Source organism: Shewanella sp. SM68, from assembly GCF_025653925.1.
GTDB classification, from domain to species: domain Bacteria; phylum Pseudomonadota; class Gammaproteobacteria; order Enterobacterales; family Shewanellaceae; genus Shewanella; species Shewanella oncorhynchi.
The window spans coordinates 1-14,548 of sequence record NZ_JAKKRU010000017.1 but is presented as its reverse complement, the minus strand read 5'-3'; the positions used below and the strand labels follow the sequence as shown (position 1 = coordinate 14,548).

Annotated in this window: 11 protein-coding genes and 1 rRNA gene; 3 read left to right on the top strand and 9 right to left on the bottom strand. The window is 45.1% G+C overall.

The genetic code is table 11. The features are described 5' to 3' along the window. The first annotated feature begins 47 nt into the window (after positions 1 to 47). Positions 48 to 1,301 (top strand): sensor domain-containing diguanylate cyclase, encoded by a 1,254-nt coding sequence (locus L5M40_RS20560; protein ID WP_263148967.1) that lies wholly within the window; start codon positions 48 to 50, stop codon positions 1,299 to 1,301. A 206-nt stretch (positions 1,302 to 1,507) separates the two neighbouring features. Here L5M40_RS20560 and L5M40_RS20555 read toward each other — a convergent pair whose 3' ends face one another. The 5 genes from L5M40_RS20555 to L5M40_RS20535 form a co-directional block, all read right to left on the bottom strand. Further along, the gene (locus L5M40_RS20555; RefSeq protein WP_302479695.1) at positions 1,508 to 2,125 is read right to left on the bottom strand and encodes a hypothetical protein; all 618 of its coding nucleotides are present in this window, start codon (positions 2,123 to 2,125) and stop codon (positions 1,508 to 1,510) included. A 167-nt stretch (positions 2,126 to 2,292) separates the two neighbouring features. Further along, entirely contained in the window at positions 2,293 to 2,757 is a 465-nt protein-coding gene (locus tag L5M40_RS20550; protein WP_263148965.1) for a hypothetical protein, read from the bottom strand. Continuing rightward, positions 2,754 to 4,415: a glutamate--cysteine ligase gene (gshA, locus tag L5M40_RS20545; RefSeq protein ID WP_263175570.1), complete on the bottom strand. Its 1,662-nt coding sequence runs from the start codon at positions 4,413 to 4,415 to the stop codon at positions 2,754 to 2,756. The genes L5M40_RS20550 and gshA overlap by 4 nt, the downstream gene beginning before the upstream one ends. A 173-nt stretch (positions 4,416 to 4,588) precedes the next feature. After that, on the bottom strand, positions 4,589 to 7,441 hold the full coding sequence (locus tag L5M40_RS20540; protein ID WP_263175566.1) for a M16 family metallopeptidase: 2,853 nt from the start codon (positions 7,439 to 7,441) through the stop codon (positions 4,589 to 4,591). A 181-nt stretch (positions 7,442 to 7,622) separates the two neighbouring features. Then, complete coding sequence (locus tag L5M40_RS20535) at positions 7,623 to 8,048, bottom strand: YqaA family protein (RefSeq protein ID WP_212601275.1); 426 nt, start codon at positions 8,046 to 8,048, stop codon at positions 7,623 to 7,625. Positions 8,049 to 8,339: 291 nt separating this feature from the next. Between L5M40_RS20535 and L5M40_RS20530 the strand changes: the two genes are divergently transcribed. Both L5M40_RS20530 and L5M40_RS20525 read left to right on the top strand, forming a co-directional pair. Then, positions 8,340 to 9,593 (top strand): dicarboxylate/amino acid:cation symporter, encoded by a 1,254-nt coding sequence (locus L5M40_RS20530; RefSeq protein ID WP_173246311.1) that lies wholly within the window; start codon positions 8,340 to 8,342, stop codon positions 9,591 to 9,593. A gap of 250 nt (positions 9,594 to 9,843) precedes the next feature. Further along, positions 9,844 to 10,011 carry a hypothetical protein gene (locus tag L5M40_RS20525; RefSeq protein ID WP_168823570.1) on the top strand — a complete coding sequence of 56 codons (168 nt, stop codon included), beginning with the start codon at positions 9,844 to 9,846 and terminating at the stop codon, positions 10,009 to 10,011. A 152-nt stretch (positions 10,012 to 10,163) separates the two neighbouring features. Here the strand turns inward: L5M40_RS20525 and L5M40_RS20520 are convergent, their stop codons facing one another. The 4 genes from L5M40_RS20520 to rrf all read right to left on the bottom strand — a co-directional run bounded on the left by L5M40_RS20520 (position 10,164) and on the right by rrf (position 14,423). Continuing rightward, on the bottom strand, positions 10,164 to 11,294 hold the full coding sequence (locus tag L5M40_RS20520) for a sodium ion-translocating decarboxylase subunit beta (RefSeq protein WP_028760946.1): 1,131 nt from the start codon (positions 11,292 to 11,294) through the stop codon (positions 10,164 to 10,166). 8 nt (positions 11,295 to 11,302) lie between these two features. Beyond that, positions 11,303 to 13,129, bottom strand: a complete 1,827-nt coding sequence (oadA, locus tag L5M40_RS20515) for a sodium-extruding oxaloacetate decarboxylase subunit alpha (protein WP_263148958.1) — start codon at positions 13,127 to 13,129, stop codon at positions 11,303 to 11,305. Positions 13,130 to 13,140: 11 nt separating this feature from the next. Next, positions 13,141 to 13,407 carry an OadG family transporter subunit gene (locus L5M40_RS20510; RefSeq protein ID WP_113941635.1) on the bottom strand — a complete coding sequence of 89 codons (267 nt, stop codon included), beginning with the start codon at positions 13,405 to 13,407 and terminating at the stop codon, positions 13,141 to 13,143. 900 nt (positions 13,408 to 14,307) lie between these two features. Continuing rightward, a 5S ribosomal RNA gene (rrf, locus tag L5M40_RS20505) occupies positions 14,308 to 14,423 on the bottom strand. Positions 14,424 to 14,548 lie beyond the last annotated feature (125 nt).

Sequence of the window (14,548 nt, the reverse complement as noted above, 5' to 3'; positions counted from 1 at the left end):
TAGCATTCAATGATTACTAGCAATGACACAGATAAAGGAATAGTCGAGTGAAATTAAGGGATAATTTCAAACGTAAGACCATAGATCGCTTAGATTATCGCTATCATCTGCTACTGCTTATAGTGCCGATATGTCTATTCATCCTGCTGTTTATCTTTAATGCATCCACAGAAAATTGGACTATCCTGCCCTTACTGTTTGTTTGCATCATTTATATTTTTGCCTACAGCCTAATTTACTATTTACATCAGGGTCGTTTAACTCGACTATGGCAGCATTTAGAGCAAGTCGTCACCATCAACGATGCCATCTATGAACTCGCCCATCTCTCGAGTCATTATAAAAATGAGCATGCCTTTCTGGACGCCTTACTCAATAAAGCCGTGTACGTGATTAATGGTGCCGAAATGGGCAGCATCATTAAAATCAACGAGGTGAATAATAAACTGTATTTTGAATCTGTCGTGGGGCTCGATTTAGCAAAGCTCAGACAACTGGATTTTACCTTAGAGCAAACTTTTGAATATCGACTCACTGAAGGGAGATGCGATCAAGTGGTGGTCATCAATGATATGAAGAATATCAATGCGGCTAGCACTTTAACGGAAGATGATCAAAAAGTGTTACTCTCAGTGTCGAAGCAGCCGATACGCTCAACCCTGTCTAGCCCTATTCGTATTGATGGCAAACTGTATGCCATGCTCAATCTCGATAGCAGTAGCATTGGCGCCTTTAGCGATTACGACCGCAATCTTGTCTCTATCCTAACTCACGAAGCTAGCAATGCCATTGCGCTCTATCAGAAGTCACTGCAGATCACTAAACTTGCCAATTTTGATCCATTAACAGGGCTTTATAATCGAAAGAATTTTGAAGATGAACTGCACCACTGGCAGCACAAACCTCACTTAGGCAGTTTTTTAATTATTATCGATATGGACAATCTCAAGTCCATTAATGATGCCTATGGGCACCAGATGGGTGATGTTGCCATCAAGCGAACAGCCACCGCCATGCTCACCTATTGGCAAAATAAAGGCATTATTTCCCGTTTTGGTGGAGATGAGTTTGTCGCTTTATGCCATGGGCCGTTAGCTCAAATTGAACAGGACTTAGATGATATGCGCAAAACCTTGAATCAAGGTTCAGAGCTTAGCCTAGGTTTTAGTTTTGGTATTGCGCCGTTTGAAACCGATTGGTATCAATCCTTTAAGACTGCAGATCATGCTATGTATGAGCAAAAGCGTGCGAAGAAAAAAGCCATTCAGGCATTAGAAACCTTCGCAGTGAAAGCGCAATAAATCAATTGAAGTATGGTGCTGCAGCCGATGTCAAAAGGCTAATATCAACAATCAGTAAGCGTCGGAGTTGAATATCTGAGTTTAAGATTTGAGTTTACTATCTCGATTAGCTATCTCAATTAGCTATCTCGATTAAATATCTAAATTGAACACCGACAGTCAGCCATTCTCACTTAAGTGGCTAACAATGATATAAAAACGTAATCCTAACCAAAAAATAAACGCCACAGCCAAGATGAATCTAAATCTTCTTGGCAGGTTTTATATTGAGCCGCGTAGCGTTTCGACCTTTCATCCACCTTATTCGCCACTTTCACTAACCACGCCTTAGATTTATAACTGCCACGGCGATAACCGCCCCAGCCTTCGTGATAATTAAGATACTGCGCCCGCGCATCCCATTTAGATACGCCATTTATCTTATGGGTTTTGCTGATAAACCAGCCCATAAAATCCAAGGCATCATCGAAATCACTGCGGCTCGACCAACTGTTTCCCGTCTCACGCACATAATCATCCCACGTCATGGTCTTAGCCTGCGCATACCCATAGGCATCACTGGCACGGCCAATAGGGATAAAACCTAAAAAGTATTCCATCGGTGGCGCGGCATTGTGCTTGAATGAGCTCTCTTGATACATCATAGCTAACGGCACATGCACTGGCACACCCCATTTATCACGGACATCTTTAGCTGCATCGTACCAATCTCGGTGTTCTTGAAATATCTCACACAAATTTTCGGGAGACTTAGGCGGAGATGTCGCGCAACCTGACAAGATGCCGAGACTTGCGCAGAGTAAGATAGCGGAGGATTTATTCATTAATATCATGTTCTTTGGAGAGTTAGCTCGCGCCATGATGTCATAGACTCAGGCTGAGGCAAGCATAAAAAGCCTTTTTTGTGCTTAGAAGATCTCAGCACTAGAGGCTAAATCAATATGACTTAAATCGAATGCAGCTGGCTTACCACTTGAGCTTAACACTTTGGCTATTTCGTTTCGGGACTCAGCTCAAACTGACACTCATGATCTTCTTGCTGCCACACGCCGGGTTCCCAATACGCAGTGTCTTTACCCATATAGCGCTTATCGGTGTGAAATAACGCACCGATATGATAACGCTGATGACTTTCGACATTGAGCTTGAATACTTTGGGTGTCCGCGCGGCAAGCGTGACTGACAAACTTGGATCATCAATCAGCTCCGCAACGGTAAATTCATATTCGCCAGGCGCTAACTGATAATTAGGCTTAGAAACGACTGCCTGCCCGTTTAAATGGGTCACCACCACTCGATACCAGTGAGTACTGGCATCTGGCTGCAAATAACCCGACACAGTACCACAGCCCAGTGGATCTTCAGGTGACGCGGCGCAGCCAGATAACAAGGCACTAAACCCAATCAAAGCTACGCGGGCACGTAGGCCAGTGAAAGAGAATACCCCCTCTTTCACAGCTTCACTCCAAAGTAATCTTCCAGATAATCATCGAATGAAACTGCACTCTGCGCCGCCTCTAGTTCAGCTTGCTTGTTAAGCGAACTGGATGCTTCAGCTTGATACTGCGCTATGGTCTCGCTCGACAAGGGATAATCGATAAAGTATTGATAGTATTGCTGCGCTAACGTCATCACCCACTGACCATGATCTTGGCCCTTGTTGATCACGTTTTGCAGTACTTGTCCCGACAGGGTTAAATTCGGATCTTCAGCCGCTTTACGCCAATGGGCCAAAGCCACTTGATAATCCGTCCCCTCACCATCAAGCAATACTGCCAAAGGTTGCAAGGCATCAAACAACTCTTCTAACCAAGATTTAAGCGAACGTGAACCGTCTGCAGTTAATAACTCAAGCCCAGGTTTACGGCCTTCAAGCACCACAGCTTTAAGATTCGCGCTTAATCTCGCCTCTTCGCTCGCCTCAGACTTAGGCGACTGCGTTAATAAACAATAGAGTAGGAATAAATCGAGGAAACGTACTTGTGTCGCCTCAATGCCAACTGGGCTAAATGGATTAACATCCAACGCTCTCACTTCAATGTATTCCACCCCAGCACGGGCCAAAGCTTCAGACGGTTTCTCGCCACTACGTGTGACCCGTTTCGCACGGATTGGCGAGTAGAACTCGTTTTCAATCTGCAATACATTGGCATTAAGTTGACGATACTCACCATCGACTTTAACGCCGATATTAGCAAAGTTTGCTGAAGGCATTTTAGTGGCAGCATTCACGCCAGCCAGATACTCAGGCAAAGAGTTATAGCTGATATTTAGATCTTCTTGCTCTTTGTTGGTATAGCCTAAATCACTCATACGCAACGAAGTGGCATAGGGCAGATACAGAGTTCCATGGCCCGTTTTTTCAAACTTGAGGTCGGTTTTTTGATCTTTAATAAAGGAGCTACATAACGCTGGCGAGGCACCAAATAAATAAGGAAGTACCCACACTAAACGGCGATAGTTACGGATCAAGCCGAAATAGGATTCTGAAATAAAATCATCGTAAGTTAACTCTTTATCACTTAACTCATACAGGCTTTGCCATAATTCTTGCGATACCGAAAAGTTAAAGTGCACCCCAGAGATGATCTGCATCAGGGCACCATAACGATAGGTTAACCCCTTACGATACAAGGTTTTCATCATGCCAGTATTCGATGAGCCATAGCGGGCAACGGGGATCTGTTGCTCATCTTTCACATAGCAAGGCATGCTCACGGGCCACAAACGCTGACCATTTAAGTGGCGCACGCTGAAGGCATGAGTCTCAGTTAACCCTGTGAGAAGTTGCTCAACATTGTGATTTACTGGCGTAATAAACTCGAGCAAGGCTTCACTGTAATCCGTCGTAATACGTGAATGCATTAACGCCGAGCCTAAGGCTTCGGGATGCGAGTCTGTAGCGAGATAACCAAACTCATCAATCCGCAACGCCTCACGTTCTATGCCACGTAACATACCCAAGAGTGCGGTGCGCCCATTGGCGTCCGAGAGATGTTGTACTAATTCATTGAATGACTTCAATTTGCGCTTCTCTAATTGGTGATTCGCTATCGCGACAAGGTTAACAGTCAGACCTTTATTTTGAGGCTTATCTTGCGAAATATGCCTCAAAATAAATCTAAACCTGTCTGTGGGGCAAGCCAAATTCACACCTTGTATGATTAAAAGCAGACGGTGACAGCTAATGCTGTCACCGTCTTTCGATGTAAATCCGGTAAATATAGGGCAAATAGTCGTTAACTAATGCACCCGTCTATCTACCTATATAAGGGCGAAATACTAATTTACAATACTAAAGTTTCAATTGGATAGCCCAATACCGCTAAATCCGCTTCAATTGTCGCTTTATCTCCCACCACCAGAATCACCATTTTATTGATATCTAGCTCGGAAGCCGCGAGGGCATTGAGTTCATCTTTTGTTACAGTATTAATGATCTTGTCCTGTTGAGTCGTAAAATCTTGACTCAATTGGTAACGTTGGATCATCCGCATAAAGCCCGCTTTTTGATACGGTGTTTCATAATCAAGAGCTTGCCCTTGAGAGACTGAATTACGCATAAAGGCAAGTTCAGCATCTGTCATGCCCTGCTGCTGATAAGCACTGATTTCTTTTACAAACTCAATGAGTGCTTTCGCCGTCACGTCACTGCGAACGTTACTTGATGCGACAAAATCGCCCACTTCAGCACCGCCAGTAAAACGAGTGCGAGCACCATAGGTATAACCTTTATCCTCACGTAAATTTAGGTTGATACGGCTATTGAATGCGCCGCCTAACGGATAATTCATCAGATAGGATTTAAAATAATCGCCTGTGGCATCGTAAGGTAATGCGCGCTTGGCAATATTGATTACCGATTGCGCCGCACCAGGTTTATCAATCACATAAATTGTGCCGCCTTTTAATGCAGGGAGTGGCTTAAGTGGCGGTACCACAGCTGCTTCTCCTTTCCACTGGTTTAATCCCGCTAATTTAGGCAGCAATGCAGATTCAGATAAATTAGCAACAGTGACAATTTTAGCGTTGCCGCCTTGATACTGCTGGGCATAAAACGCTTTTACATCGGCTAACGTAAGCGCCGCGACAGAATCGAGCGTGCCGAGATCATTCACACCTAACGCATTGTCTTTACCGTATAACAAAGACGACAACGCCGTATCAGCCAGATAGCTAGGATCGGACTGCATATGCTGGATCTGTTGTAATTGCTGCTGTTTCACTCGCGCAAAGTCAGCTTCGCTGAATGCTGGTTGAAACAGCTTTTCTTCCATAATCGCCAGCGTCTCATCTAAATGTGCTGTCAGAGCCGATACTTTGATCGAACTTTGATATTCAGACGCACTAAAGTCGACACTACTACCTAGCATTTCTAAGGCTTGTGATAGTGCTTCACTGCTGCGCTTCTGGCTCGATTCATTAAGCATTTCCGCAGTCAGCGTTGCTAAGCCTGCTTTTTCGACGGGTATGAGTCTGTGGCCACCATTGAGATAAACAATTAACTCAACTGTTGGTGTTTCAGTACTTTGAGTGCCCATGACTTCGATGCCATTGGCTAAGGTTTTTGTCCAAATTTTAGGTACTTTGAGCATAGGTGCAACGCCAGATGCAGGCATCTTAGTCCGATCAAAACTTGAAACAAGTTCAGGCTTGGGCAAATCCCCCTCTACCGCAGAGTGTGCAATCGGCAACGTTGCAGGCGTGAAGTTATCCGCATGGGCAATAAGTGACGTCATTCCCTGCGGCACCACACTCATAACCACCATAGGTTTATCTTTAATGTATTGCTTAAACACACGCATCACATCGTCTTTGGTCACATTGGCATAACGATTCAGATCTGAGGCAATCATGTTCGGATTGCCCGACAGCGTTTGGTTCATCGCTAAGGTCGACACTTTGCCAGAAACACTCTGCAGGCTATAAATAGTATCAGCCTCAAACTGCACTTTGACTTTTTGCAAATCGTCATCGGTAACGCCACGTTGCTCAAACTCCTTAATCGAGTCGAGGATACGTTGCTCCAGATCCGCCAGTTTGCCGCCCTTTTCAGGATTGGCTAAAGCATAAATCGACATCTGACACGCAAGCTCTTGACAAGGATGACTCACATTAGCCTGCACGGCATAACCGTCCTTAACCAAGTTTTTATATAATAAGGATGTTTTCCCACCACCTAAAATATTGGCCAACAGATCGAGCGCGGCCTCATCTGAATGTCTAGCGTATACGGTTGGAAAACCAATACGGATCAAAGGCAAGTGCACTTGATCTTCCATGGAGATGTAACGCGTTTTATCTAAGTTAACCAGCGCCTTTTGCTCTAATGAGACTTCAGGACCGCGGGGGATTTCACCAAAATATTTATTCACCCAGGCTAAGGTCTGCATTTCATCGAAATCGCCACCTATGGTCAAGGTCGCATTGTTAGGGCCATACCAACGTTGGAAAAAGTGTTTAACATCGTCAACCGTGGCGCGATTAAGATCGTCCGGCCAGCCAATTACAGGCCAAGAATAAGGATGACCGACAGGATACATAGCTTGGCTAAAACGCTCACTCATGCGGCCATAGGGCTGATTATCGATACGTTGTGCACGCTCGTTTTTGACGGTTTCGCGCTGCACTTCGAATTTTTCACTAGTGAGTGCCGGCAACAAAAAGCCCATACGGTCCGACTCGAGCCACAACATTTTTTCTAATTGATTGTTGGGTACTGTCTCAAAGTAATTGGTTCTGTCGGTATTGGTCGTGCCATTTAGGGTACCACCGGCTTCGGTAACCACTTCAAAATGCTGTTCATCGGCAACATGCTGCGAGCCTTGGAACATCATGTGTTCAAATAAATGCGCAAATCCCGAACGCCCAGCTAATTCACGGGCAGAGCCCACATGATAAGTGACGTCGACATGCACTAAGGGATCGGAATCATCTTGATGTAAAATAACCGTTAACCCATTGGCTAATTGGTACTTTTTGTAGGGGATCCCTACTTGCGAATCGGCCAATTGCACATTTTCGATAAGTTTAACGCCTGTGGGCAAGTTCACCGTAGTCGTTTCAGATGCACAACCCGCAAGTGCGGCAGAAATTGCGACCGCTAATATCCATTTCTTCAAAACATTCCCCTCATACATCAATGGGCCAAAAATACAGCTTCATAATCATAGTGCTGCGTTTAGTCATAGTGCGCTTAAATGATTAAGCATTGGGATTTATGACTCGCAAAATTAACACTAAGTTCCTATCTATACAGTAAATTCAGTCTAAACGGAAAAACACTCCCCGCCCTTGACCATTAAATGCATCCTAGCGCCATCATGCCATCCATTGCAGCACGGCAGCGGCAACAATTAAGTAACGAATTGTTTTACCGATTAAAATCATCACCAAAGAAGGTATTAGCGGTAGCCTCAACCAACCCGCCAATAAACAGAGAATATCGCCGACAACTGGTGCCCATGAGAGTAACAACGCCCATACGCCGTAGCGTTCAATCAAGGCGAGCCCCTTTGCGTGTTTACCTGTCGCTAACGCTTCTGGTGATTTTGCGAGGCGACCTAAGCGGCCTAAGTAGAAACTGGTCATCGCGCCCAAGGTGTTACCAATACTGGCCACCACGACTAGCGCAACCCAAGCCTCTGGGGTATTGTTTAATAGCGCCATGAGTAAGACTTCAGATCCCCCCGGTAACAAAGTGGCCGCTAAAAAAGCGCCGGAGAACATAATACCTAACTCAGTCATAATGGCTTACTCAATGATAAATCTCTCTTTTTGTATTCAATGCGATGAGGTTTGCCATGGGTTAATTGAATGTTTCACTTAATCTTTTTACAACAAACTCACTTATCACAATAAGTTATAAGAAAAACGGTTTGTTATAACCCTAGCTCTGTCGATACAATGGTTAACTATGGCAGGCAATAACCATGCGCATGACTGAGAGCGCGTTAACATCACGCTCAACTCGTTAAATACGAATCCTATCATCGCAGGCCTATTGGCTCACTCTTAATTTATTTTTCTGGAATATGCATGATCCTTCAAACCATTAGCCGCATTCCGTTTTGGCAAAAAGTCTTAGCAGGCTTTATCTTAGGTGCGCTCGTTGGCGTTATTTTAGGTGAAAGCGCCACAGTGCTAAAACCATTAGGTGATCTGTTCATTGGGGCCATTAAGATGTTGGTCGCGCCTTTGGTATTTTGTGCCATTGTCGTGAGTATCACATCGCTCAACTCGCAAACCAGTCTGAAACGCCTGAGCTTGAAAACTTTGGGTATGTTCATGCTGACAGGCACAATCGCCTCTCTGATCGGCTTAGCTGTGGGCTCAATGATCGACATGGGTGGCACCATGCAACTCACAACGACTGAAGTGCGCGAGCGTAATATTCCCGGTTTCGCACAAGTGTTGCTCGACATGATCCCTGTAAATCCTTTTGCTTCACTCGCTGAAGGCAAGGTACTGCAAATTATCGTGTTTGCAGCTTTGGTAGGTATCGCTATCAATAAAGTCGGCGAGAAAGCAGAGCCATTAAAACGCACCATTGAAGCAGGTGCTGAAGTCATGTTCCAACTGACTCGCATGGTCTTAAAACTCACTCCTATCGGTGTGTTTGGTTTAATGGCATGGGTTGTGGGTGAATATGGTTTATCGACTCTACTGCCTTTAGGTAAGTTTATCGGGGCTATCTACATTGCCGCTTTTATCCACATCATCTTTGTTTACGGTGGCTTAGTGAAATTTGTCGGTGGTTTAAGCCCACTGCAATTTTTCCGCAAAGCTATGCCAGCGCAGTTAGTCGCCTTTAGTACTTCCTCAAGTTTCGGTACTTTACCTGCGAGCACCCGCGCAGTCGAAACCATGGGTGTATCAAAACGTTATAGTGCCTTTGTGATGCCATTAGGTGCGACCATGAACATGGACGGCTGTGGGGGTATTTACCCTGCGATAGCCGCTATCTTCATCGCGCAGATTTACAATATTCCGCTCGATACACTGGACTATGTGATGATCGCCGTGACTGCGACCGTAGCTTCTGTTGGTACCGCTGGCGTACCAGGAAGTGCGATGGTGATGTTAACTGTCACCTTAGGTGTGATTGGTCTGCCACTTGAAGGCATTGCCTTTATCGCCGCAATTGACCGTATTATCGATATGATCCGCACAGCAACTAACGTAACGGGCGATATGATGACTGCTGTTGTGATTGGTAAATCCGAAAATGAACTCGATGAAGCACAGTTCTATTCGAACGACAATCAAGACGTTACACCTGTGAGTTCGTAGCAATAACAATACTGGATCGAAGCCACTGCGCTAAGCCATTAGTAACATTAGGTAAATTACGCAGATGATGTAAATGAAGAGACCGCTTCGGCGGTCTCTTTTATTATCCTGCAAACAGTCTTTGATCTATTGGCTTTAGAGACCACAATCGACTTCGACAGTCTCTATTAACTGCAAAATAGGTTACTCAACTAAGATCAAGCTGTTAGACTCTAAAACTACTCTAACTCACACTTTAGCAGGACAGACAATGACGAGACTCTTCCTTATCCCGCTGATCCTATGTTTGTTTTGGGCGTTATTTTTAAAAGCCAACAAACTCACGCTAAAACAAGGCCGGCGAGGTTTTATCTACATTATCGGTATAGGTGGCGGGCTGATTTTAATCCTTATGGCATTACTCTGGTTAACGGCTTAGGTTAATACCAAGGATTCATTTCCTAAATTAGTGACTTAACAAAAAGCCAACTCAATACTGAGTTGGCCTTAGTGATAAAACAGCGTTAACGACTAGAATAAATTCGAAGATAAACCCGCTAAATTTACCCACTCAGTCAAGCCACTCTGTCATCAACCCAGCACGGCAAGTAAAATCCCCGCAGCCACAGCAGAACCTAGCACTCCCGCCACATTGGGACCCATGGCGTGCATTAACAAGAAGTTGTGTTGGTTGGCCTCTAATCCAACTTTGTTCACGACTCGTGCTGCCATAGGTACAGCCGACACCCCTGCGGCACCAATCAACGGATTAATCTTACCACCCGACAACTTACACATCAGTTTTGCCATCAATACACCTGCAGCAGTACCAATGCCAAATGCTAAAGCTCCCAATACCAAAATTCCTAAGGTTTCCAGTCGCAGGAATTGGTCGGCAGATAACTTAGAACCGACAGCTAGACCTAAGAAAATCGTAACGATATTGATAAGCTCGTTCTGCGCCGTTTTCGATAATCTATCCACCACGCCCGATTCACGCATCAAGTTACCAAGGCAAAACATGCCCACTAACGGCGTGGCAGCAGGTAAAAAGAGGATCGTTAATCCCAGCACCATCAAAGGGAAAATGATCTTTTCCTTCTTGCTGACTTCGCGCAGCTGCTCCATTTTAATTTCGCGCTCAGCTTGGGTTGTCAGTAAGCGCATGATCGGCGGTTGAATAATCGGGACTAGTGCCATGTAGGAATAGGCCGCGACCGCAATCGCCCCCAATAACTCAGGCGCCAGTTTGGAGGCGAGGAAAATCGCCGTCGGTCCATCAGCACCGCCAATAATCGCAATGGCCGCCGCATCCTTCATGGTGAACTCAAAGCCCGGCACTAAGTTCAGCGCTATTGCGCCAATCAGTGTCGCAAAAATCCCAAACTGCGCAGCCGCCCCTAATAACAGAGTTTTAGGATTCGCGATCAAGGCACTAAAGTCGGTCAGCGCGCCGACGCCCATAAAGATCAACAGTGGGAACACCCCAGTCTCAATCCCCACATGATAGGCGTAATACAGCATGCCACCTTCTTCGGTAAATCCCGCATGGGGAATGTTAGCCAGCACTGCACCAAAACCAATGGGCAACAATAGCAAAGGCTCAAATCCACGCACGATGGCGAGATACAAGAGCAAAGCGCCCACTGCCATCATTAACACTTGCCCGCCAGTAAAGTGAGCGATACCTGTCTCGGCCCAAAAAGCCATTAAACCTTCCATTATGACTCCTACGCCAAGGCCAGTAATTGAGAACCCACAGACACTGAGTCACCTTCTTTCACCCAAATCTTAGCGATAATGCCATCGCCCTGTGCACGAATTTCGGTTTCCATCTTCATCGCCTCAAGGATGATCACGACATCGCCTTCACACACTCTATCGCCTGGAGAAACATGCACTTTGAAGATGTTGCCCGACAAAGGCGCGCTCATTTCAAGCCTGATTTCACCATGGCTTTTTGCTGGCGTTGTACTATCAGTCACAGCTTGCATAGCATGAACACTTTGTCCCTGTGGCTGGATTTGCGAGATCTCACCGCCTGCGGCGACTTCAACTACGTACTCTTGCCCTTCGACTGTTACCGTGTAAGTTTCTGGGCCACGATCCGCAGCATTAGAAGCAGCAAGTACCGAAGTCAATTCAGGTTTAGGCTCAAAGGCACTCGGATCGTCACGATTCTTTAAGAACTGCAATCCTATCTGTGGGAAGAGTGCATAGGTCAGCACATCATCGTCATGCTCTGACGATAGGCGAATGCCTTGTTCCTGTGCTTTATCAGCTAACTCAAGCCGTAATTTAGCCAGCTCTGGCGTTAATAAATCAGCAGGGCGACATGTAATGGCTTCGGCTCCTTGTAAGACTCTCGCTTGCAATGCGGCATTGACTGGCGCAGGTGTCGTGCCATATTCGCCCTTAAGCACGCCTTCAGTCTCTTTAGTCAGTGACTTATAACGCTCACCCATTAGCACATTGATTACCGCCTGCGAGCCGACAATCTGCGATGTAGGTGTCACTAAGGGCAAAAAACCTAAGTCAGCACGCACGCGGGGAATTTCTTCCAAGACCAAGTCCATCTTATCGGCCGCGCCTTGTTCCTTAAGTTGGCTCTCCATATTGGTCAGCATGCCACCAGGCACTTGTGCACGTAAGATCCGCGAATCAATGCCTTTCAGCGCGCCTTCAAACTTAGCGTACTTCTTGCGTACTTCACGGAAATAAGCGGCAATCTCCTCAAGCAATACCATATCGTAACCAGTCGCACGCTCAGTATCTTCCACCATAGCGATAACGGTTTCAGTAGCAGTATGTCCATAGGTTTGGCTCATCGACGAAATTGCCGTATCGAGCACATCGATACCCGCTTCAATGGCTTTCTGATAAGTGGCGGTACTTAATCCTGTCGTCGCATGACAATGCATAGATAACACGAGTTGCGTTTGGGATTTTAGTCGACTGATAAGCTCAAACGCTTCCATAGGCTTAAGTAAGCCCGCCATATCTTTGATACACAAAGAATCACATCCCATATCTTCGAGACGTTTTGCCATATCAACCCAAGTCTCTATGGTATGCACAGGGCTAGTCGTGTATGAGATAGTACCCTGCGCATGGCCGCCAACTTGGCGCACCGCTTTCACCGCAGTTTCGAGATTACGAGCATCATTCATTGCATCAAAAATACGAAATACATCGACGCCATTAGTATGAGCACGCTCAACAAAACGCGTGACTAAATCATCGGCATAATGGCGATAGCCTAATAAGTTTTGGCCACGCAGCAACATTTGCTGCGGCGTATTCGGCATCGCCTTTTTCAACTCACGAATTCTGTCCCAGGGATCTTCACCAAGATAACGAATACAGGCATCAAAAGTCGCCCCACCCCAAGATTCCAACGACCAGAAACCAATCTTATCGAGTAACGGCGCTATAGGTAACATGTCATCAATGCGTAAGCGCGTCGCTAAAATGGATTGATGTGCGTCCCGCAATACGACATCAGTTAAAAATAATGGCTTAGCCACTGCTGTCGTAGAATTAGATACAAAAGTCATACTGCTCCCCATTACTTAATCTGTGAACGATACTGCTTTACCGCTAGTGAAATCGCAGCGACCAAACTTGGCTCTAAAGGTTTAGCATCAGATTGCGCTACCCTCTGCTGACTCTTAGCATGATTTTTAGCAAAACGTGCAGATGCAGCATCGACTGCACACCAACGCGCAACCAAATGAATCCCAAGGATTAGTACACTTAAAAATAAATAAACTAAGCCCATCCCCAAAAACATAATGCCAACGGCATCCAATAAAGATTGCGTTACATCCTCCATAGCTCCCCTCCCCCTTACGCTCTAGATCCCTATCAACAGCGCGATTGCCCCAAAATCATCGCTATCGCATTACAAGTTCAAAATTCATCAAATGAACTGCTCACAAACTATGGTTCTTCCGTAAATAGACACATAGCAATCACCAATCAGAAAAAATCGAATAAAAAATCACATTTTAAAGCTAACTAATCACACAACAAGAAAACCAGCTGAACTCAACCTGCTACGAACATAACCAATTGATAACAAAAAAACCATATCAGTGTAAATTGGTCTTACCAATATTAAGTAAATCTACAGGCGACAAGTTATTAATCCTCATAAATCGAGCGATTAATTCAATATTCCATAATGAAAAAAACATAATGTTGGATTTAAGCTGAAGTGATGTCTTAGGCTAAAAATGATTCCTAAATTGAAAACAACGAGCATAGGAATAAACCAAGTGAAAAAATATGCAAATTTAACAATCCAAGTCACTGCTATTTGATTCTGAGAGAAGATAAAAAGGAATGTCGTTCTGAAGGCATTGATTGAAGAAGAGGAATGGGTTCAATCTAGACAAATTAAATCATCCATTTTGACAACTTAAATATCCGCCTTGGTATCAACGCCGAGAAGTGCCCGACAATACGATCTGTGTCTCGAACAGTTACCTTGAGAGATACGTAACAGTATTACCTCAGAAAACCTTAGCCTCTTAGTTATGCGCAGGATTAAGCAATAGGACTAGGGCAAGAACGAAATGAGGAAGCCTAAGAGCGACAAGTGAGTTGGTGAGTAAAAATAGCGGAGAAACATGCAAGTTGAAAGAAAAATGGACTAATTTCTACAAATTGCAGATGCAAAAAAGCCAGCTTATTCAGCTGGCTTCGTTACATCTCAATGAGATAATTAGGCGCTTGGCGATGACCTACTCTCACATGGGGAGACCCCACACTACCATCGGCGCGTTTGCGTTTCACTTCTGAGTTCGGGATGGGATCAGGTGGTTCCACAAGGCTATTGTCACCAAGCAAATTCTGCTTATTACCGTGTCCATCGCTGGCTCACGTTAATAATAATTCGGAAAGCTGATTTGCTTTGTTTGAGTTCAAACTTTATCAAGTATCTGTATTCTGTCTAAGGCTTTTCGTACGAC

Coding starts and splice junctions, on each gene's coding strand:
- L5M40_RS20555 (WP_302479695.1), bottom strand. CDS start 2,125: ATGAATAAATCCTCCGCTATCTTACTCTGCGCAAGTCTCGGCATCTTG.
- L5M40_RS20540 (WP_263175566.1), bottom strand. CDS start 7,441: ATGTATGAGGGGAATGTTTTGAAGAAATGGATATTAGCGGTCGCAATT.
- L5M40_RS20535 (WP_212601275.1), bottom strand. CDS start 8,048: ATGACTGAGTTAGGTATTATGTTCTCCGGCGCTTTTTTAGCGGCCACT.
- L5M40_RS20530 (WP_173246311.1), top strand. CDS start 8,340: ATGATCCTTCAAACCATTAGCCGCATTCCGTTTTGGCAAAAAGTCTTA.
- L5M40_RS20525 (WP_168823570.1), top strand. CDS start 9,844: ATGACGAGACTCTTCCTTATCCCGCTGATCCTATGTTTGTTTTGGGCG.
- L5M40_RS20520 (WP_028760946.1), bottom strand. CDS start 11,294: ATGGAAGGTTTAATGGCTTTTTGGGCCGAGACAGGTATCGCTCACTTT.
- oadA (WP_263148958.1), bottom strand. CDS start 13,129: ATGACTTTTGTATCTAATTCTACGACAGCAGTGGCTAAGCCATTATTT.
- L5M40_RS20510 (WP_113941635.1), bottom strand. CDS start 13,407: ATGGAGGATGTAACGCAATCTTTATTGGATGCCGTTGGCATTATGTTT.